General features: G+C 67.3%; 23 protein-coding genes. 3 read left to right on the forward strand and 20 right to left on the reverse strand.

The features are described from left to right. Positions 1-34: 34 nt before the first annotated feature. From CKO40_RS19125 to CKO40_RS19135, 3 genes are all read right to left on the reverse strand, one after another. Positions 35-460 carry an OsmC family protein gene (locus CKO40_RS19125; protein WP_200348045.1) on the reverse strand — a complete coding sequence of 142 codons (426 nt, stop codon included), beginning with the start codon at positions 458-460 and terminating at the stop codon, positions 35-37. Positions 461-547: 87 nt separating this feature from the next. Continuing rightward, entirely contained in the window at positions 548-1,291 is a 744-nt protein-coding gene (locus tag CKO40_RS19130) for an MBL fold metallo-hydrolase (RefSeq protein WP_200348046.1), read from the reverse strand. Positions 1,292-1,592: 301 nt separating this feature from the next. Then, positions 1,593-1,946 carry an HMA2 domain-containing protein gene (locus tag CKO40_RS19135; protein ID WP_200348047.1) on the reverse strand — a complete coding sequence of 118 codons (354 nt, stop codon included), beginning with the start codon at positions 1,944-1,946 and terminating at the stop codon, positions 1,593-1,595. A 171-nt stretch (positions 1,947-2,117) separates the two neighbouring features. On the opposite strand from CKO40_RS19135, the gene CKO40_RS19140 reads away from it, so the two are divergent. Further along, positions 2,118-2,471, forward strand: coding sequence for a cupin domain-containing protein (locus tag CKO40_RS19140; protein ID WP_200348048.1), 354 nt, complete (start codon positions 2,118-2,120; stop codon positions 2,469-2,471). A gap of 18 nt (positions 2,472-2,489) precedes the next feature. Here the strand turns inward: CKO40_RS19140 and CKO40_RS19145 are convergent, their stop codons facing one another. The 17 genes from CKO40_RS19145 to CKO40_RS19225 all read right to left on the reverse strand — a co-directional run bounded on the left by CKO40_RS19145 (position 2,490) and on the right by CKO40_RS19225 (position 18,068). Then, positions 2,490-4,646 carry a heavy metal translocating P-type ATPase gene (locus CKO40_RS19145; RefSeq protein ID WP_338074223.1) on the reverse strand — a complete coding sequence of 719 codons (2,157 nt, stop codon included), beginning with the start codon at positions 4,644-4,646 and terminating at the stop codon, positions 2,490-2,492. 9 nt (positions 4,647-4,655) lie between these two features. Further along, a complete protein-coding gene (locus CKO40_RS24560; RefSeq protein WP_242477180.1) occupies positions 4,656-5,171 on the reverse strand; it encodes a YtxH domain-containing protein in 516 nt (171 codons plus the stop codon). Continuing rightward, positions 5,164-5,577, reverse strand: a complete 414-nt coding sequence (locus tag CKO40_RS19155) for a magnetosome protein MamC family protein (protein WP_200348049.1) — start codon at positions 5,575-5,577, stop codon at positions 5,164-5,166. Before CKO40_RS19155 ends, CKO40_RS24560 begins: the two co-directional genes overlap by 8 nt. Before the next feature lie 47 nt (positions 5,578-5,624). Beyond that, positions 5,625-5,858 carry a hypothetical protein gene (locus CKO40_RS19160; RefSeq protein ID WP_200348050.1) on the reverse strand — a complete coding sequence of 78 codons (234 nt, stop codon included), beginning with the start codon at positions 5,856-5,858 and terminating at the stop codon, positions 5,625-5,627. Next, positions 5,855-6,337, reverse strand: a complete 483-nt coding sequence (locus tag CKO40_RS19165; protein ID WP_242477181.1) for a magnetosome protein MamC family protein — start codon at positions 6,335-6,337, stop codon at positions 5,855-5,857. The genes CKO40_RS19160 and CKO40_RS19165 overlap by 4 nt, the downstream gene beginning before the upstream one ends. An 11-nt stretch (positions 6,338-6,348) precedes the next feature. Beyond that, a complete protein-coding gene (locus CKO40_RS19170) occupies positions 6,349-7,530 on the reverse strand; it encodes a hypothetical protein (protein ID WP_200348051.1) in 1,182 nt (393 codons plus the stop codon). 97 nt (positions 7,531-7,627) lie between these two features. Next, positions 7,628-7,879 (reverse strand): hypothetical protein, encoded by a 252-nt coding sequence (locus CKO40_RS19175; protein WP_200348053.1) that lies wholly within the window; start codon positions 7,877-7,879, stop codon positions 7,628-7,630. 63 nt (positions 7,880-7,942) lie between these two features. Beyond that, positions 7,943-9,370 carry a DUF2325 domain-containing protein gene (locus tag CKO40_RS19180; protein ID WP_200348055.1) on the reverse strand — a complete coding sequence of 476 codons (1,428 nt, stop codon included), beginning with the start codon at positions 9,368-9,370 and terminating at the stop codon, positions 7,943-7,945. Positions 9,371-9,381: 11 nt separating this feature from the next. Then, on the reverse strand, positions 9,382-10,461 hold the full coding sequence (locus tag CKO40_RS19185) for a hypothetical protein (protein ID WP_200348056.1): 1,080 nt from the start codon (positions 10,459-10,461) through the stop codon (positions 9,382-9,384). Next, the gene (locus tag CKO40_RS19190; protein ID WP_200348057.1) at positions 10,461-10,787 is read right to left on the reverse strand and encodes an ATP dependent RNA helicase; all 327 of its coding nucleotides are present in this window, start codon (positions 10,785-10,787) and stop codon (positions 10,461-10,463) included. Before CKO40_RS19190 ends, CKO40_RS19185 begins: the two co-directional genes overlap by 1 nt. Before the next feature lie 566 nt (positions 10,788-11,353). After that, positions 11,354-12,034, reverse strand: a complete 681-nt coding sequence (locus tag CKO40_RS19195) for a hypothetical protein (protein ID WP_200348058.1) — start codon at positions 12,032-12,034, stop codon at positions 11,354-11,356. Positions 12,035-12,057: 23 nt separating this feature from the next. Further along, on the reverse strand, positions 12,058-13,383 hold the full coding sequence (locus CKO40_RS19200; protein WP_200348059.1) for a DUF4857 domain-containing protein: 1,326 nt from the start codon (positions 13,381-13,383) through the stop codon (positions 12,058-12,060). 6 nt (positions 13,384-13,389) lie between these two features. Further along, the gene (locus CKO40_RS19205; protein WP_200348060.1) at positions 13,390-14,055 is read right to left on the reverse strand and encodes a hypothetical protein; all 666 of its coding nucleotides are present in this window, start codon (positions 14,053-14,055) and stop codon (positions 13,390-13,392) included. A gap of 15 nt (positions 14,056-14,070) precedes the next feature. After that, complete coding sequence (locus CKO40_RS19210; protein WP_200348061.1) at positions 14,071-14,955, reverse strand: ABC transporter ATP-binding protein; 885 nt, start codon at positions 14,953-14,955, stop codon at positions 14,071-14,073. After that, positions 14,952-15,254 carry a FeoB-associated Cys-rich membrane protein gene (locus tag CKO40_RS19215; protein WP_207173745.1) on the reverse strand — a complete coding sequence of 101 codons (303 nt, stop codon included), beginning with the start codon at positions 15,252-15,254 and terminating at the stop codon, positions 14,952-14,954. Before CKO40_RS19215 ends, CKO40_RS19210 begins: the two co-directional genes overlap by 4 nt. Positions 15,255-15,285: 31 nt before the next feature. After that, the gene (gene feoB / locus CKO40_RS19220) at positions 15,286-17,805 is read right to left on the reverse strand and encodes a ferrous iron transport protein B (protein WP_200348063.1); all 2,520 of its coding nucleotides are present in this window, start codon (positions 17,803-17,805) and stop codon (positions 15,286-15,288) included. Then, the gene (locus CKO40_RS19225) at positions 17,802-18,068 is read right to left on the reverse strand and encodes a FeoA family protein (protein ID WP_200348065.1); all 267 of its coding nucleotides are present in this window, start codon (positions 18,066-18,068) and stop codon (positions 17,802-17,804) included. Before CKO40_RS19225 ends, feoB begins: the two co-directional genes overlap by 4 nt. A 221-nt stretch (positions 18,069-18,289) precedes the next feature. Here CKO40_RS19225 and CKO40_RS19230 point away from each other — a divergent pair, with 221 nt between their 5' ends. Both CKO40_RS19230 and CKO40_RS19235 read left to right on the forward strand, forming a co-directional pair. Beyond that, positions 18,290-18,613: a hypothetical protein gene (locus CKO40_RS19230; protein WP_338074224.1), complete on the forward strand. Its 324-nt coding sequence runs from the start codon at positions 18,290-18,292 to the stop codon at positions 18,611-18,613. 163 nt (positions 18,614-18,776) lie between these two features. Next, the coding region (locus CKO40_RS19235; protein ID WP_200348067.1) for a DUF4198 domain-containing protein at positions 18,777-19,578 on the forward strand (802 nt) is incomplete at its 3' end.

Genomic DNA, 19,578 nt, shown 5'->3' on the forward strand with positions numbered 1-19,578 from the left:
GCGAGCGGGCCGTCGACGCCGCTTTTCGCCGGGGTTACCCGGCCAACACGGTCGGCTCCATCTCGACCGGGCAGCTCAGCGAGCGTGCGACCAGACAGAGCTGATGCGCCTTCTCCAGGATGCGCCGCGCCTGCTCCTCCTTGCCGGCCTCGACCCTGACCTCGGGCCGAATCATCACCCGTTCGAAGCGGTATTCGACCTCGCCCTCTTGCACCAGCTCGCCCTCGGCGCTCGAGCGGTAGCCCTTGAGCTCGAGCTGCGACATCTGTGCGATCACCAGCACATAGTTCGCAAGACAGGTCTCGGCCGCGACCACCAATAGATGCTCCGGGCTATAGCGCTCGGTGCTGTGCGGCGACCCCACCGCAAGCAACGGCGCACCCTCGATGGTCGTCTCACCGGCCTCGCCCTCACCGGTCCAACGGTAGGCGGTCTTGTACTGCAGTGGGATCGCGCTCATCGGCATCTCCTCATCGGATTCATTGGGATCGGGAGGCATCGGGCGAAACCGCAGTTTAACGATCAGCCAAGGCCGCCGCCAATGCCGCTACACAAGCTCGATGACGCGCCCAACACCACCGTCGACGCAGTGCTCGCCCCAGGCCTTGGCGAACGCCGTGCGCGCCTGCTCACCAGTGCAATGGGTCGGTACGACCTTCCGGACCTCGAGCGCGTGCAACGCAACGATCGCGCGCTCGATCGCGGGCTGGTCCGCATACATCAGATGGAAGCCGCCGACGGCCCAATCGATACGCTTGCCGAGGATCTCCGTCCCGCGCGCGACGATCTGCTCCATGCCCGGATGGTCGCAGCCGCTCACCGCCGCGGTCACCGCGCCCTGGTCGATCAGTAACGCGTGCTCGGGCGGCTCGCTGTCGAGCTGGCCGGTCGACCAGAGCCCCTGCCCGATGGCCGTCGGTGCCGACTCGACGATGGTCACCTTGGCGCACAACCGCTCGAGGTCGGCGATCAGATGCTTGGAGAACCCGGCATGGAGTACCACCTCGAGCCGGGGATTCAGCTCCAGGATCGAGTCCAGACCGCCAATATGGTCCCAGTGCGGATGCGAGAGGAAGACCCGGTCGAGCCGACCGGGATGCCAACCGAGCGCTTTCAGGTTGCGCAGCAGAACCCGGCCATTGCTGCCGGTGTCGAAGAGCAGAACCTCGCCGGCGAGCTCGATGACGGCCGAGAAGCCCCAGAGGGTCGTGAGTCCAGCAAGATCGGAACCCTGAACAACGCTTGGACCAGGGACGTTATCGAAGCAGATGGTCAGTCGCGGGGCCTTCATCAATGCCGTTCTCGCTCGTTGAACGCAGATTAGAGCAAGACGCGCAGGGCCCTTTCGGGCGAACCGGCACGCCGCCGAATCGACGCATCATCTCCGAGCAAGGCATAGCGGGGCCTTAACGACCATCAACCCTCAAGTGCAGAGGGCCTTGAAGACAGTAGCCGGCTCGAACGGTGAGCCGGTCAAGCCGGTCAAGCCGGTGGCCAGGCAACCGGTTGCCAGGCAAGACGCGCCAAGACTTTCAGAGCTTGCGTGCTCGCCCTGTCCCGCGGTTAGGGCGAATGGCGATCGACCGTCCAGATTAGACCAAGGCGCCGACCAGGGTGCGCGCCGACTGCTCGACCGCCTTCTGCACCGCCGCACCCACGAGCGCCTTGCCGAAGGTCTCGCCGAGACGGCTCGCATGCTCGGAATCGCGGCGCACCGGGGCCATGCAGCCCAATTCTTCAAGGGTTGCGAACAGTTCCACCCGAGACAGGCGCTCTGGGTCGTACTGGACCACGATACTCGAGGCACGCGGGTTGACCTGTACGTCACGAACACCGTCCATCGCCATCAGCTGGGCTTGCGCGTTGAGCGCACGCTCGCCATGACAACGGAATGCCTTCGACCGCACGCGGATTCGACCCGGGATGTGATGAATGTACTGGCTCATCTTGGTGGAAGCTCCGAACAGCAGGACAGCAATGAAGATTGTCAATGTGAACGGTTTGCATTATACAGGCAAATCTAGCTGATGCAAATCATTCGCATCGCATTTTGCCCCTATAAACTGTAGCAGTATTGAGTCATCCTGGTTCTAGCCACCCGACCCGAGGACCCCCCGATGAGCGAACCCAACTGGCTGGTCTTCCAGCTCCCCGAGATCATGGCCAAGCTCGACCCCGGTGCCACCCGGTTCCAGGAGATCCTGCGCACGCCCTCGTTGAGCTGCTCGATCTATCACATCCCGGCCGGCTCGAAGGAGATGCAGAGCGCGCACGAGGAGGACGAGCTCTATCTGGTGCTCGAAGGCCGCGCCCGGCTGCGCGTCGAGGAGGAGGACCATCGGGTCGAGAAAGGCACGATGATGTACGTTCATACCGCCTGCGATCACGCCTTCTTCGATATCGAGGAAGACCTGACCGTGCTCGCGTTCTTCGGCACCCCAGTCCGTCAGCTCGCCGGGCTCGGCGATTGAGCGGGCGCTGGGCCGGTCTCAATCGGCCTCGATCACCTGCTCGAGCGCGCGCACCTGGGCGCGCATCTGGGCGCGCACCGGCGCATCGGGTTCGGCATCCAGTGACACGCCCTTGAGCGCGTTGACCAGGATGCCGATGGTCGAGCCGTTGTGCAGCACCGCGCTGGCCACCGGCGATAGCCAGCCGAGCACGGCGCCGGCGAGCACGCCGGTGTTGACCCCGACCGCGGCATGGAAATTGTGCTGGATCAGGCGCATGGTCTTGGCGGCGAGCTCGCGGGCGTCGGCGACCGCGAGCAGCCGATCATCCATCAGCACCACATCGGCCGTCGCACGGGCGATATCGGCACCCCGCGGCATCGCGATGCCGAGATTGGCGACGCTCAACGCCGGCCCATCATTGACGCCATCGCCGACGAACGCGACCTTGCGACCGGCCTGCTGCAACGACTCGATCACGCCGGCCTTGTCCTCCGGGGCCATCTCGGCATGGACCGCATCGAGCCCGAGCTCGGCGGCGAGGGCCTCGGCCTTCTCGCGTCGGTCGCCAGTGATCATGATCAGCCGCTCGATGCCGAGCGCGCGCAAGCGCGCCAGCGCTGCCGGCGCCTCCTCACGCAGGGTGTCGCGCAACGCGATTAGCCCGACCGCGCCCTCGGCGTTACCGACGAACAGCAGCGTCTTGCCCTCGGCCTCGAGCGCATCGATGCGCGCCTGATGCGCCTCGAAGCCGATCGCCATGTGCTCTTCGAGGTAGTGCCGGCTGCCGACCACGATGCGCCCGCCATCGACCTCGGCCTGCAGGCCGTGCGCGACCATGTAGTCCACCTCACCGTGAGAGATATGCGCCAGATCGCGCTCGCGGGCGGCCTCGACCACGGCCTGGGCGACCGGATGGCTGGCATGCTCCTCGACCGAGGCCACCATCGCCAGTAATTCGGTCTCGGAGCACTCACAGCCGGCCGGCAGCACGACCACATCGGTGACCAGCAGATCGCTGTGCGTCAGCGTGCCGGTCTTGTCGAACACCAGGGTATCGACCTCGGCCAGCGCCTCGATCGCCTCCCCGCCCTTCATCAGCACGCCGTGCTCGGCCGCGCGCGCCATCCCCGACTTGAACGCCACCGGTGTGCCCAGCTTCAGCGCGCAGGAGTAATCGACCAGGAACACCGACTGCAGCCGCGCCAGATCGCGCGTGAGCGCATAGACCACGGCGCCGGTGCCGAGCGTGAGGTAGACGCGCTTGTCGGCGAGCTCATCGGCGACGCGCTGGGTCGCCGCCTGCTCGGCCAGCGAGGCCTGGATGAAGCGCGAGACCCGCGCCGTGGTGGTGTCCTCACCGACGCGCGTCGCCTCCAGCCGCAGCCGCCCCTCGACCAGCACCGAGCCGGCGATCACCCGCGCCGGCGCCTCCTTGCGCACCGGCACATCCTCGCCGGTGACGCTCGCCTGATTGACCAGCGCCAGGCCGTCGAGCACATGGCCATCGACCGGCACGGTCTCGCCGACACCGACCACCACGGTCTCGCCGAGGCGCACCTCATCGCCGGAGATCTGCACCAGCTCGCCGTCGCGCTCGACCCAGGCCATCGCCGGATCGGGCCGCAGCAGCCGGCGCAGCAACCGGTCCGACTGGCGCTGGGTGCGCCGCTCCAGGAACTCACCGAAGTCGAGCAGCAGATCGGTCACATTGGCCGTGAACAGCTTGCCATTCGCCGCCGCGAGACCGACCGCGAGCGCATCCAGCACCTCGACCTTGATCCCTTCGTGGACCAGGGTATCGGCACCCTTGGCCAAGGTCGAGCCGACGTTGGCGAAGGTCAGCACCACCCGCAGCGGCGGGGTTAACAACGGCAGCATCGCGAGCGTGAACAGGGTGGTGATCATCGGCGCCACCTCGGCCTCGCGCACCCCGTCCTCGCTGTAGCCGGGGATCGGCTCGCTCGAGAAGCGCTCGAGCCGCCGCAGCAGCGCCGCGCGGGCGTCGTCGCCGCCGCGATAGCGGATGATCAGGGTCCGCGCCGAGCGATTGGCGCGCACCTCCTGCACCGGCGCTGCCGCATCCATCCAATCCTCGAGCGCCCCGGCCTCGCAGCCCGGCTCACCGAGGGCCGGAATCCGCAGGCGCAGGCGCCCCGGCACCTCATGGACGATGCGATAGTTGCTCAGCGCCACGGCAAGCGGTCACGCGTCCTTGTGCGACTCTGAGGCTTGCAGCTCGGCCTCCGCGTCGTGAAAGCGCTCCTTGATCTCCTCGACACCGCCCTGAAGGCCGCCCCAGAGCTTGACCGCGCCCTTGATCGCGGTCCGCTGCACGCTCTCGTTGGTGAGCAGATAGGCGGCCGCGGCGCCGATCAGGAGCCCCTTGAGGAAGCGATCATTGCCGAGATTGAAGAACGACGATTGCGCGGCCGGCGTCGGATAGCCGCCGCCTTGCATCGCCGCAGCAGGCGCTGGCGCGGCCATCGGCGCCTGCGGATAGGCCGGATGGTAACCGGCCGGATTGTAACCGGCCTGATAGCCAGGCTGATAACCGGCCGCCTGCATCATCCCCGCCTGTGGGTGCGCCATCTGAGCACCGCCCTGCAGCGGGGATGCGGTCTGGTATGGCTCCGGCGCATAGGGATGAGCGGGATAGCCAGGGGACGCATAGGGCTGGCCAGGCTGCATGGCCGCACGGGGATAGATGTCATCACTCATGATCGCGTGCTCGGAGGATAGATTGCTTGGACTTGGCGGCCGGATTCAATGCATACATCGCCGCAGTGCCTGTGACCAGGGTCGCGGCCAACGCCAGGGTCGGGCTGCGGAACTGACTCGCGACCAGCGTCGCGGCAGCGGTCGCGAGCCCGGAGGCGACCCCGGTGCGCACCGTGCTGAGCGCGGCATCGCCGGCCTCGACCTCACCCTGCTGCAGCCGATGCAGATTGGCGGCGCCGGCGCCGGTGAGGCCGATGACGGTGCCGAGCTTGGCCATCTCGAACAAGGCGTTGGGATGACTGGGCGCGACCGTGCGGACAGCGGGGCTGCCACTGGGGCTGCCACTGGGGGAGAGATCAGCGTTGGCGGCAGGCGGATACCAGTATGGATGCTCGTATTGGCTCATGGGATTGGCTTCCAGGGATGGGCTTCCGGGTATTGGATTCGGAGGGATCAGCGTCCCGACGGACTGGAGGGTGCGGACTCGGATGCGGACGTGGACCGATCAAGGAGCAAGGCCTCGGCCTGCGAACGATCGGTCGCCAAGGTCCGCTGCTGACGGCGTTTGAGCCATTGGCCGACGACGACCACCAGGGCCGCGCCGACGATCACGCCGCCGACCCCCTCGGCCAGGTTCTTGGCAACACCGTGGCGCTGGCGCTGCATCCCGTGCTCGGTGCGGCTCATGGCTCAAGACCTCGCTCGAGGTAACGCTGAATCCCGTACATCACCGCGGTCCCGCTCGCGAAGAGCACGCCGAGCCGCACCAGCCCCTGCCCGCTGACGGCGCTTGCGGCCGCGCCGGCCACCGCGGTCGCGGTCGCGGTCGCCAGCGCCGCCCGGCCGGTGTCGGCAAAGGCACCAAGGGTCTCGACCTCCTGGCGCTGCAGCCGGCGGAGATTGGCGCCAGCGGCGGCCGAGCCACCGATCACGGCCCCGAGGAGCGCGAGCTGCGCAAGGGACGCGCAGCCATCCGCAGCCTGGGGCGCGGGTTGGGTCGCCGGCGGCGGAGGCGGCGGATAGGGAAAGGCCGGCGCATACGCCGCAACGGGCGAGCCAACAAGGACCGGCTCATAGGGGGCGCCTGGCCAAGCCGCAAGGGCCGAATCATCAGGGACAGCCGGATGATAAGGGGCCGCTGGATCATAAGGGGGCAGCATCGACATCATCGCGCCCCTCAGGAGCCGTTCTCGCTATCCGCGGTGCCCGAGACGCGCTCCTTGAGCTTGTCGGCGCCGCTCTTGACTGCGCCCTTGGCCTTGGCGCCGGACTTGAACAGCGCATCCTGGACCTGATCGTTGGTCAGCAACAGCACGGCGGCCGCACCGACGAGGGCGCCTTTCCAGAACTCGGTATCGTCGAGACTGAGCATCTGTGACAAGGCACTGAGCCCATTACCGCCCTCGGCGATCTCCTCGAACAGCTGCTGCATCCCCGCCTGGGGCCCAGGTCCGGGGCCAGCCCCGGCACCAGCGCCAGCCCCGGCACCAGCGCCCATCGCAGCGGCACCCATCGCAGCGGCACCAGCTCCCGCTCCGGCCGCGGCACCTGCGCCCGGAGCGCCCGGCGCCGCCCCGAGGCCCGCCGCGGCATGGCCGCCGACAGGTCCGCCGCCATGACCAGGGATAGCCGCGCCATTCGCCATCATCCCAGGCGGCTGCGCTTGGAACGCGTGCGGCGGCTGGCCGGCAGCGCCGGCATAGGCGCCCGGATAAGGACCAGCATAGGCACCGGGATGCCCGCCCGGATAGCCCCCGTAGCCGGCCTCGAAACCAGCCGCGCCTGGGTATGCCGGCGCGGTCGGCTGGCCGTAGCCGCCAGCGCCCGCCCCCGGGTGCGGTGATGGATAATGCGGCGGGTAGTCGGGCTGCTGGTAATGGGGCTGATACGGCTGCTGAAACGGAGGCTGAGCATGCAGCGGATAACCGGCCGGGGGCGGCGGCGGATAGACCGGCGGCTGCCCTTGGTACTGACCGGGCACCCCGCCAGGGGCCGCGACGCCAGCCGGCGGCGCACCGCCCATGCTCGAGGGCGCGCCATAGGGAGAGGGCCCAAAGGCGGGATGCGCGTGATCATCGCCGCGCTGCGAAGGGTGCGGCGATGCCGTCCCGTGCGTCGGCTGCTGCGACTGGGCCTGCTGAGACTGGGCCGCGTGCGCCTGCTCCGCCCAAGCTGACTGAGCGCTCGCTCCCCCGGGCGAGGACCCATGCGAAGGATCATGTTGCACGTTCGAGCGTGCCGACGCCTGGTCGGCCGGTCCGTACCCTGCTTGCTGCGCCCTGACGCCGCCGGACGCTGGTCCACCACCCGCCTGCGGCGCTTCACCCGACCCTTTCGGGTCACGCTCGGCTTCGCTCATCTCGCTTCTCCTGATCGGCTCACGGCCTGACTGACTTGAATCGTTATGATAACTGCTCCCATTCGCTCACGCCAACCAGGCCGCGCGCTCGACTCGCTCAGCGATCCATCACCGAGGTCAGCCACGATGGCGGTTCAACCGCCTGCAAAGCCGACTGGGCGCCCGCATCCTGTGGCGGTACAACCCAGAGCATCGTCGCCAGTGCCAATGCGACGATGAGCACCGCCGGCATCAACCCGACCGAACCGGCGCGCAGAGCCGTCCCGCGCAGCAGCACCCTGGCAAGCCGCCGGCGGTGCCGGTTCCTGCCAGACGATTCGGATTGCGGACCTTTCTTCACATATCGCATCGCGAGTCTCCACCGTCTCATCAAGGTTTTCAAGTGCGATCCACCACGCCCTGCAATGTCACCTCAGGCAGCCCGGGTCGCTCGCGGCGCGCGTTCGATGCCCAGGCTGATCGGCCCGGGGGCGGCCTGTGAGTCCGGCGCATCGGCCAATGCCGACAGCGCTTCCGCGAAGGCGCCGACGCTCGAGCGCGAGACCAGCACACAGGGTTTTGCCATCCGCTTACAGAAGCGCTTGGTCAGCGCATAGGCGTTATGGCTGACCGCATCGGCCGGACAGATCACCGCATCGGCGCTCGCCAGCACCGCCTCGAGCCGCTGGCGGCTGTCCTCGAGCCCGCCATCGTGACGAATCAGCTCACCGTTGCAGCGCTGCACCAGATCGCGATAGCGCGGCGCGAGGTCACTGCGCCCACCGACACAGAGGATGCGCTGCCCAGCGAGATCCAGGTCGAAGGCGCGGTCGTGATGCCCGCTGCAGCCGTCGCAGTCATCGCCGGCGCAGGCATCAGTGGCATCGCCCATCCCGATCAGTCGCTCGAGCGCCTCGCAGGCATTGGTCTGCTCCTGGAGCCGGGCGGCCAGACCCATCACCTCGGCTTCGGCGGCCTCCAGCCCTTGCTCCAAGGCCTCAGCGCGCAGCTCGGCATCGGCCAGGCGCCGGCCCTGGCGATCGTTCTCCTGCTCGAGCTGCGCGACCCGGGCACGCAATGTCCGCAGCTCGCGGCCGTCCTCGAGCGCGCGCAGCCGCTCGCGCGTCGCCTCATAGGCCTGCTCGATGCCTTCCAGGCCCATGACCCGCTCGCGCAGCTGCTCGACCTCAGTGTGCTTCTTCTGGAGACGGCTGGCCTGGCGTTTGCGCTCGGACTCGGCCTCCTTGCGCAGGTGCGCGAGCGCTTTGCGCGCCTCGGCCAAGGCGGCCAGGTCTGCACGCAGTCCGGCGCCGATCTGGTGCGAAAGCATGTGCACATCCTCGAACGCCTGAGAGCGCAGCTCGACGTCCGCGCACGCATGCGTCATCAGCGCCCAGAACGCCCCTTGCACCTCACCATCGGCCAGCGCGCGTTGCCAGAGCGTCCGGAGCGCATCAGGCGACTTCGCGCTCGCGAAGCGCTTCACGGTGCGTGCATAGCGCCGCTCGAGCTCCTTCTGCACCGCGATCGAGAGCAGGTTCTTCTCATCGGCCGCGGCCACGAAGCTGACATGAACCTCGAAGTCGCTCTTCGCATCCCTGAGGGCCGGGCTGCCGATCTTGCGCGCCAAGCGGCGCAGATCGTCGACCTCGAGGCAGGTCCCGATGATGGGGCAGTGATACTTGTGCCAGAGCTCCCACAACCGGCGCCGGCGGTTGACGCCGTGCTGCGCACCGGTCGCCTCCCTATCGGTCGGGCTTGCGCGCTCGGCAGCCGGCCCAGCCTCGCCGACTGGGAGTGCAGGCGTTGGCACCGACTCGCGCAGCCCTGTATTCGATACTCGATTGAATGATTGACACATCGCGGCGGCCCTCAGCTGGTCAAGGCGTTCATCAGCGTTGTCCAGAGCCGAACGGCATCGGGACGCCACTGGCCGTGCGGCCGACCAGCCGAAACCCTCGCGCCACCGTCATCCCGCCGACCGCAGCTCCATGGATCAGCGCCGGAGGCGATCACCGCGATGGCCCGGCCATCGGCGTCGTAGAGCCGCAGCGAGCGCTCATCGCGCTCGCCAGAGCGCCGACCGACGACCCAGGCGCTATCGATCGCGCGCACATCGAGCTCGAGCCGCGCGGCATCGCCGCGTAAGGCGAGCTGGCCGTCGACATAGGCGTGACCATAGACCGATTGGACCGCACGGCTGACCCAGCCCCGGCTCCCGCTGCTCAGCGCCAGCGGATACACCTGATCGGCCAGCGTCTCGAGCGCGCAGGGCACCAGGGATGGATCGACCGCGACCGCCTCGGCACCCGCCTCCGCTGTCATCTGGCGCAGCTGCTCGGGCTGCAGGCTCAGGCGCCCGCTCAGCTCGGCGACCTCGCGGAATCCCAAATCCGGCCCGAGCGTCTGGCAATCGCGCTGCAAACGGCCGACGGCATGCTGCTCCAGCGCAGCGATCGGCGCCTCCTGGCGGGGATGCGGGGCCGGCACCACCGATCGGTCCTGGGCGCCGAGACTGGACAGGAGCACGCGCAATGGCAGCGGATGACTGCGGGCATCCAAGCGCAGGCTCACGAGCGGCTGGCCACCGAGCTCTTCGACCAGCAATCCCTGCGCGTCGTCGAGGGCCCGCAGCGCATGGCAGGCATCGAGCAGGAGCCGCACCTGATACTCGGGGGTATCCAGATAACCGACGAGCCCCCGCACACGCAGGCCGGTGAGCCGCTGGCGCTGGACGACCCGTAGACCAGGCGACTCGGTCTCGATCCAGACGCTGCCCAAGAGCCCAAGGTCGCCCAACAGCTCAGGCCAGTGACCGAGGTAGCGCACCTGTCCGGCATCCCCGTGCGCCGAATGCGCCGACATCGGCCTCGGTGAGGGCTGAGCCGGGGAGACGGATGGGCGGCCGTTCGCCATGCCTGCGCTGAAGTCGTTCAGATAGGGGTTCGCCATCAGAGGACTCCGGCTGGAACCTGCCCAGCGTTGTCGTCGAGACGGCCGCTAGCGAGTGCAGCGAGTCCGCGCCAATGGTGCGCACCCCGGCAATAGGCCGCACGCTCATCGAGGTTGGCCGCAAGCTCTGGATGCAGCGAGAGCGCCTGGAAATAGCGCACGATGGTCTCGGCCACTGCCGCAGTCCCTTGGTTGACCGCAGCGCGGATCAGGTCCGCCAACCGCGCCCTAAGCAGATCGGGCGGCAGGTCGGGCGGCAGGTCGAGGGGCAGGATCTCGAGAGCAGGGCTCGGGTCGGTCGTCGCGTTCACGCAGGGAGTGGACATGCCTGTGTCTCCGAGGTTGGGGCACGGGGCCCGGCTTGGGTTGGAAACATCCGGCTGGCCATCGGTCTCGACCGAAGGGCTGGCTGGCGGTTGGCTCTAAATTGAGAACCATTCTCAATTAGATTAACAGGCTTCTGCAGTCCGTCAACCCCCGATCGCGATCGTGCGTCGTACTTTGGGTCGTAAGCGCTCTGCGAGTAATTTGCATTTGTCCTCAACTATGCTAGCGTCCGGGCTACCCCGATTTGCCCGAGAACGACCCGATGCCAAACCGAAACGACCTCCAGCAACAAATCGGTAACAACGAGGCAGGCCCAGCTAGGGCCGATGCAGGAATGGCCGATGCAGGGGCCGGCGATCCATCTCGACAGCCCTCTCGGCGTGCGCGGTTCAGCCGCTGGCTCTGCCGCGAAGTGCTCGGCGGCGCACCATCACGGCGAGGCCAGCGCTGGGCGCTGCTACGCGAGCTGAGACGAGAGCTCGAGCAGGATTGAGCTAGACCGCGCGCAGCGGATCGAGCTCATCCGTCCTGACGATGCCATGCGCACGGAAGGCGATAGAGAGGTTCAATCGCACCGGCGCGGACTCGACGAGCGTGCGGTCTCGATGATCGCCAACGCACAGGCGCTAATCGCCTCGATCACGGCCGCGGCAAAACGGACCTCGGCCGGGGAGCCGGCATGAAGCTGACGCAGATAGACCTCGACACCGACATAGAGCGGACTGGTCCCGCACCAGACCGCCTCCGGCAGCTCGGGTCGCACCGCGGGCCAGGTGGCACCCTCCAGGCCCACTAACCCTTCCTCGTCCTGGCCCCCGACCAAGCGGACGCCTCGCACCTGCCCCGGAACGGGCGTGTCGAGCCGGGCCCCGGCCTGCTCGACGCACTGCAGCAGCATTGGCTCAGCACAGAGGACATCGGCCGAGCACAGGCGCTCATCGAAGCCGGTGTGCAGATCGATCAGGACCCGCTGCTCGGGCTGCAGGTGCTCAAGGATCTGACGATAGAGCTCGGCATGGCGCCGGCGATAGCTGGCGAGCTGGTCCGGGCCGGGACGCTGGCCCGAGATCCCGGCCGGGATGCGCAGCAGATCGATGCGCCGGCGATCGAGCTGTTCGGCGACGGCCTCACCGAACGCCAACTCTTCCCGGTGCGCGCCGATCACGAGCAAGACCGGTGGCCGCCCCTGCGCATCCCGCGCCTCGGGCTGCCCGAACAGGCGGGGGCGACGGAACAGCGCGGCCATGAGCAACCCTCGGGAGCGCTGGATCAGGCGTTGGCCGCACCCGGCACCGGCGCCCGTCCAAGACGCCGATCAGCGCCGGCCGCGCCGTGCGGCGCTTCGGGCGGAATCAACGCGACAGCGATCAGCCCATAGAGGCCGGTGAGCCCGACCAGCAGCAAGGTCGGCAGCATGCTCGGTAGGTGCAGGCCACGCTGGCGCAGCAACAACCAAGCAAGGACCAGCGCGAGCCCGATGCCTGGCAATGCCAAGGGGCCGTGGACATCCAGACTGAGCCGGAGATAGCGCCCGTTCGGGTCGCGCAGATCGAGGCTGAACGGCACCAGCGCCTCCCAGACCCGATCGACGAGGCGCGGCTCGGCCATGGCCATGGTGCGGTCATAGCTGGCGATGGGCTCGAATCCTTTGTCCATCGCAACGGCCTTGATCTCGCGCTGGTCGGAGTAGATCGCGGTGCGATAGAGCGGATTGAACAGGATCTTCAGCGCCATCCTATCCGGCTCATAGCCAGGCAGGGCGAGCGGAATCAGCCCGGCTGCGCTCCGCCGCGCCTCATCCTGTGCGAGCAGGAACAGCCGATCATCCCGGCTCAGCACCAGGCCGAGATATTCGCCGCGCTTGTTCTCGGCCACCTTCACATGGCGCACCGCGAGCCCCTCGGGCAGCGGCACCGGCGTAACCTCCGGCACCCCATCGACGCGGCGCAGCTGGAACAGGTCGCCGGCGTGATCAAGGAGGAAATACCCGGCATCGAACGCCTTGAGGATCGAGACCCGACCGAAGGTGTCCTGCACCGGCCAAGCGAACCCGGCCTCGGTCAGCGCCGCGGTGAAGCGCCTTGTCAGCTCGGGGTCGAGGCGGTTTGCGTCGCTGTTGATGAAGGCGAGCCGCTCGCCGGGACGCATGATGTCCTCCGGGAAGCGCAGCCGGGCGCGGCCGGGGTTGGCCTCGAACAACGGGAACAACGGGATGCGCGGGGCATGACCTGGCAGCTCGACCGGATCGAGCTCCAGCACCTGACGCTCGGCCTGGATCTGCGCCTTGTCGAAGCTGCGGCCCGCGAGGCTGAGCGGCAATCGTCCCCACAGCTCCATGTTCTTGTAGTAGATGAACGGGATCAGGGTCTCGAAGGTCTCGCGGTCGTAATCGGTGCCATCCTGATCACGATAGATGAACTGATGCCCCTCGCCGAGCAACTCCTTGTAGACGAAGCGCTCGAGCACCGGGCTGTAGAACAGATCGGTCTTGCCGTAGCGGTACTCGAACAGCAGGTCCTTGAGCAGCGGCCACCAGACGGCGAGCAGGAAGACGGTCAGCAGCAACAGCGACCAGCGGGCGAGACGAGCGGTCACGGCGATTCAGCTCCGGTGGCGATAGCGGTGCGCCGGCAGGATCACCGCCGGGATGAACAGCAGCGCGATGCCCACCAGGACGGGCAGCACCTGGTCGTACTCCTGATAACCGCGGTGCTGGAACAGCAACGCGAGCAAGGCCGCGCTGAGGCCAAGATAGACCAATCGGCGCGGCGCCGCCGGCTCCAGCAGCGCCAGGGTTGCGCCGAAGTAGCCGACCCAACCGCCCAGCAGCCAGGGCAAGGCCGTGCGCACGGCGCTGACGGCGGCCTCATGCGGGAACCAGCGGCCGATGATCCAATACAGCGCCAGCGCGTCCAGCAGCGCCAGCACCGCGCCCATCAGGGCGCCGAACGCGACCCAGCTCCAGACCAGCAGATCACCGCGCAGGGGCAGGTGCAGGGACAAGCGGAAGCGCCCGCCGAGCATCTCCGGGCCGAACTGCGCGGCGGCGATCAGCACGCCGGTGACCAGCGGCAGGTATTGGATCGGCTCATACAACAACCGGCGCAGCTCGAACGCCCAGTACCAGATCATCTCGGAGTGCTCGACCCGAAACTGGTGCCGGATGGCGATGAACAGGTACAACAGCATGCCGAGATGCAGCGCAAGCAGACCGAGCCAGACCCAACGGACCTTGAGCCACTCCTTCAGACAGACCGCCGCCAGCATGACCGCTACCTCCTCTCAGTATTTCCCGGTCAGGCCGATGAACGCATCCTCCAGCGTCAGCGCTTGCTCGTCGCCGAGGCGCACCTGTGGCCAATGGGTCGCGAGATGGGCCGCGAGCCGCTCGGGAGCGGCGAAGCTGTAGAGGACGGGCTCGCGGCCGTGCAGGTCGACGTTCTCGATCAGACCGTCCGCCTGCGGCGGTGCGTCACCCTCGACCTGGAAACCGAAGCAACGGAACTGACGGCGGAAGTCGGCCAGCGGCAATTGCTTCACCGCCCCGCCCCGCTGCAGGAAGATCACCTCATCGACCAGCGACTCCATGTCCTGGACGACATGCGAGGTGACGAACACGGTCTTGCCGCCTTCGTCCAGGAAGCGCCGCAGATAATCCAGGAACAGCCGCCGATAGCCCGCATCCAGCCCCATCGAATAGTCGTCGAGGATCATCAGGTCCGGGTCCTGGGCGAAGATCAGCCCGAGCACCACCTGCGAGCGCTGTCCGCAGGACATGTCGCCGATCTTGTGATCAGGGGAGAGCCCGAGACGATCGACCAGGTCGTAATACAGCTCGCGCCGCCAGCGCCGATAGAACGGCCGATAGAACCGCTCGATCTGCGCGATGGTCATGAAATCGTAGGCCAGATGGCCCTCGAACAGCAGCCCGATGCGCGCCCGCGTCCTCGGTGAGAGCGCATGCGACGGCTCACCGAGAACCTGACACTGCCCGGCGCTCGGGCGCAGGAAGCCCATCAGCAGCCGGATCAGGGTGGTCTTGCCGACCCCGTTCTTGCCGAGCAAGGCGACCACCTTGCCTTCCGGGACGCTGAAGCTGAGGTCCTGGTAGATGAAGCGCTGGCCGTAACGATGCGCGAGCTGCTCGACCTGGATCGCTGCCGTCATGAACCGCAGGAGCGCTTGCCGATGGCCTCGACCGAGACCCGCGCCTCCGAGGGTGCCTGCTGCGCGGGCTTGGCGATGGACTGGCTCACCGCACAGCCGCCGTCCCGACCCTTGGCGCAGCCGCCGCAGGCACCGCGCTTGCGCCAGAACTGCCGGTACAGATACCAGAGTGCCAGGCCCAGGATCAGCGCGATGATCCCGGCGTCGACCAGCGTCATCGGCGGCTCGACCCGAACCGTCGGGGACGCGCCCTCGGTGGCGGCCACGGCCACCTGTTGCGTGGCGTGCTCAGATTCCATCATCCTGTCTCTCCGCTGCAGAAAAACCCGCTCACCCTTCCGAGAACCGTTGCCGCAACAGCCGGCTCGCCTTGCGATCGCTCAATAGTCCGATGATCAGCAAGAGCACGAAGGCGCCCCAGTAGACGGCAGACATCGCCTCGATGCCGGTGGCACCGACCGCCTGGCCGATGCTGTAGACGGCGCTCGCCACGCCCAGGCCCAGGATGGTCGGAAAGACGATCGAGAACAGCATCCATTTGTAGGAGCCGGTCTGCACCTTGACCATCATCGTGGTCGCCAGGCACGGCGGATAGAGCGCGAAGAACAGGATCATCGACACCGCCAGCAGCGCCGTGGCCCCACCCTCACGGGTCGCATCACCCATGCGCTCCTCGAGCGAGGCGCTCTCGTCCTCGTCCGGCTGGAACAGCACGCCGAGGGTCGCGACACTGCTCTCGCGCGCGGCGAACGAGGACAGCAGCGCGATATTGATCTTCCAATCGAAGCCGGCGAACTGGGTCACCGGCTCCATGCCGCGGCCGATGGTGCCGAGGACCGAGTGCCTGATCCGCTCCTCGTGCATCTGCTTGCGCAGCGCGCGCCGCTCATGGGCGAGCTTGCGCAACGCGCGCGCGGCCTGCCGGGCATCACGATCACCGCCGCGCTTGACGAGGGGGTAGAACGCGGCATTGCGCGCCTGAAAGCGCTCGGTCACCCGCTGCGAGCCAGCCGCGCCGGTGGCGGTGAGCTTGGCGCGCTTGTAATCGGTGTAGTAGTTGACCAGCGGCACCAGGTTGTCGCCGGTGGCCAGGTCGCGATAGGGGTTCTCCGCCAGCGCCTGCTCGAAGCGCTCGATCGCGGCCTCCGCCTCCTGCGCGAAATGGGCCTTGCGCTCGGCTGGCAGGCCGGGCAGATGCAGCAGCACGAACACCACCACGGCGACGGCCAGCACCACGGTGCCAACCTTCTTGATGTACTGCCAGGTGCGCTCGAGCGAGCGGCGCGCCACGCCGTTGACCGTCGGCAGATGGTAATGCGGCAGCTCCATCACGAACGGCGAGGTTTCCTGGCCGCTGAGCACGGTCTTGGTCAGCAGCTTCGCCACGAGCAGCGCGAAGATGATGGTCATCGTCGAGATGTAGAACATCATCAGCGATTTGTGCTCGACGAAGAAGATCCCGAGCAGCAGCGTGTAGAGCGGCACCTTGGCCAGGCAGTTCATGAACGGCACGGTGAAGATGGTCGCCATCCGCGCCCGGGTGTCCGGGATGCCCTTGGTCGCCATCACCCCGGGCACCGCGCAGCCGCCGGCGAACACCCCGCCGAGGATCAACGGCAAGGTGCTCTGCCCGTGCAGACCGAAGCGGTGCAAGACCTTGTCGAGGATGAAGGCGATCCGGGCCATGTAGCCCGAATCCTCGACGATCGCGATGCAGGCGAACAGGATCAGGAAGATCGGCACATAGTTGAGCAGGGTATTGGCTGAATCGACCAGCCAGAGCCCGAGCGAGCGCAGATAGGGATCGACCAGGAAATCGGCGCTCGGCAGCACACCCGCGATCAGCTCGCGGCCCTTGGCCAGGAACGGCCAGGTGACGTTGGTCAGCTCATAGCCCCAGACGATCGAGACCTGATAGATCGCGAACACCGTCAGCAGCAGGAAGGCCGGCGCCAGCCAGCGGTTGAGCACGATGCGGTCGACCCGCTCGGTGAGCGTCGTGCGGCCGCCCTCGGCACCGCTGACGACGCCCTCGAGCAGCCGCTCGATGGCGCGATCCCGGCAGCCGACGACATAATCGCTGATCTCGATCCCGTGCTGCTGCTCGAACGCATCGATCAGCGCGCCGATCTCCTCGCGCAGCGGTCGGGCCGCCACTTCCCCGAGCCGCTCGACCAGCATGCTCACGGCCTGGGTATCGCCCTCGAGCAGCTCCAGCGCCAGCCAGCGCTGCGGCAGATCGGCGATCGCCTTGAACGGCGCGAGCCGCTGCTGCACCTGTGCGATCACGGGCTCGAGCGCGCCATAGTCGACCGGGGCCGGCGGCGGCGTCGGGGTCGCGGCCTGGCGGGCCGACTCGGCGCGGATGGTCTGGCGCAGCGGATCGCGGCCCTGCCCTTTGCGGCCGACTGTGGCGACGACCGGCACCTGCAGCCGCTGCGCGAGCTGCGCCTGATCGATCTGGATGCCACGGCCCTCGGCCACATCCATCATGTTCAGCGCCAGCACCGAAGGCAGCTCCATCTCCAGGATCTGCAACGTCAGATGCAGCGAGCGGTGCAGATTGGAGGCATCGACCACGTTGACCGTGATGTCGGGCCGATCGCCGAGCAGGAACTCGCGCGCGACCCGTTCCTCGAGCGAGAACGAGGTCAGACTGTAGGTGCCGGGCAGATCGACCGTGTAGACAGTGCCGACCTCATCGCCGTATTGACCGTGCTTCTTGTCCACGGTCACGCCCGGATAGTTGGCAACGTGCTGCCGGGCGCCGGTCAGCACGTTGAACAGGGTCGACTTGCCCGCGTTCTGCTGGCCGGCGAGCGCCACCAGGACGCCATCTCGTTTGCTCATGATTCAGGCTCCTCGCTGGTCACCTCGATGGTGATGGCTTCCCGGCGCCGCAGCGTAATGCTCGAGGCGTCGAGCTTGAGCTCGATCGGGTCGTTCAACGGCGCGCTGCGCACCACGGTCACGACCACGTTCGGCATCAGACCCAGGTCCAGCAAGCGCTGACGGACCGCACCCTCGGAATGGTGGCGCCGGATGCGGACCCGACCGCCGGGGCGAATGTCGTTGAGGGTTCGCGCACCGCCGCGCGCGGGCATCTTGGGCATGGCTGGCGATCTCACGGGGTCGTCCGCAAGGGAACGATCGAGTTGGCCGGTTTAGCGGGGGCTGAACGAGCTCCAAGCCCCGCATGCAGTGATTGGAATCATAGCCCCATCACCCCAACGAACGCAAATGCGAGTGTTTGTTATTTACATGCGCGCATTTCCGCGCTAGGCTCATGCCTACTCGTTCAACTGCCTACTGGCTCACCTCGGGAGATCATTCGATGATGCCTAACCCCCTGCTCCTTACCGCATCGACACTCGCACTCAGCCTCGGCGCGACCTCGGCCCTTGCCCATACCCCATTGATCGCGTGCTACGACAACGGTGACGGCACCGTGCTCTGCGAAGGCGGATTCTCCGATGGCTCGTCCGCTGCTGGTGTCGCCATTGTCGTGATGGACGCGCAAGACAATGTCGTGCTCGAAGGCGAGATGAGCGAGTACAGCGAGTTCGAGTTCGACAAGCCCGACGGCGACTACAAGGTCGTCTTCGACGCCGGGCCGGGCCACGATGTCGAGATCGCTGGCAGCGATATCGTCGAGTAGCCGCCGGCAGCCCTACCCCCTCTCCTTTGGGAGCGCTCCGGAACCCGCCCCAGGATCGAACTCGGAACCCAAGCCGGGACAGGATCCGGCAAGAGCGGCTGCCTCCGGAGCCTGACGAGGACGCCACAACCACCACCCCCGACCTAACAGGAGCCCCAAGCCGATGAACCGCACCGCCCTGCCCCGCGCCGCCGCCGCCCTGACCGCTGCCCTGACCTTCAGCGGCGCTGCCCAGGCGCACTTCCAGCTGCTCTACACCCCAGAGATGCTGCTGGAGACGCCCGCCGAGATCGATCTCGCCCTGATCTTCGGCCACCCGATGGAGAACACCCACACCATGGATATGGGCCCGCCAGAGGCGTTCTTCGTCCTCTTCCGCGGCGAGAAGACCGACCTCACCGACACCCTCGAGGCGGTCGACTGGCAAGGGCCAGGCGAGGGCTCCGCAGAGGCCTATAAGGCGACCTACAAGATCCGCCGCAACGGCGACTACCTCTTCGGCTTGGTGCCGGAGCCCTACATGGAGGCCTCTGAGGACATCTATATCCAGCAGCTCACCAAGACCATCGTCAACAAGGGCGCCATGCCCACCGGCTGGAATGAGCCGATCGGGGCGCCGATGGGCCTGCCCACCGAGATCGTGCCGCTGAACAAGCCCTATCAGGTCTTCGCCGGCAGCACCTTCACCGGTCAGTTGCTCGCCGAGGGCGAGCCGACCGCCGGCATCGAATGCGAGATCGAGTACATCAACAGCACGCTCGACCTGCAGGCCAATCGCACCAGCCAGGAGACCCTGGGCCCTGTGCCCAAGACCGGGTTGGTCACCATCACCGACGCCAACGGCGTGTTCACCTTCGGTATCCCGCGCCCCGGCATCTGGGGCTTCGCCTGCCTCGGCTCCGGACCGGACAAGGAGCACAAGGGCAAGGAGCTGTCGCAGGATGCCGTGCTCTGGATCAATGTCA

Source organism: Halochromatium glycolicum (genome assembly GCF_016584085.1).
Classification (GTDB): domain Bacteria; phylum Pseudomonadota; class Gammaproteobacteria; order Chromatiales; family Chromatiaceae; genus Lamprobacter; species Lamprobacter glycolicus.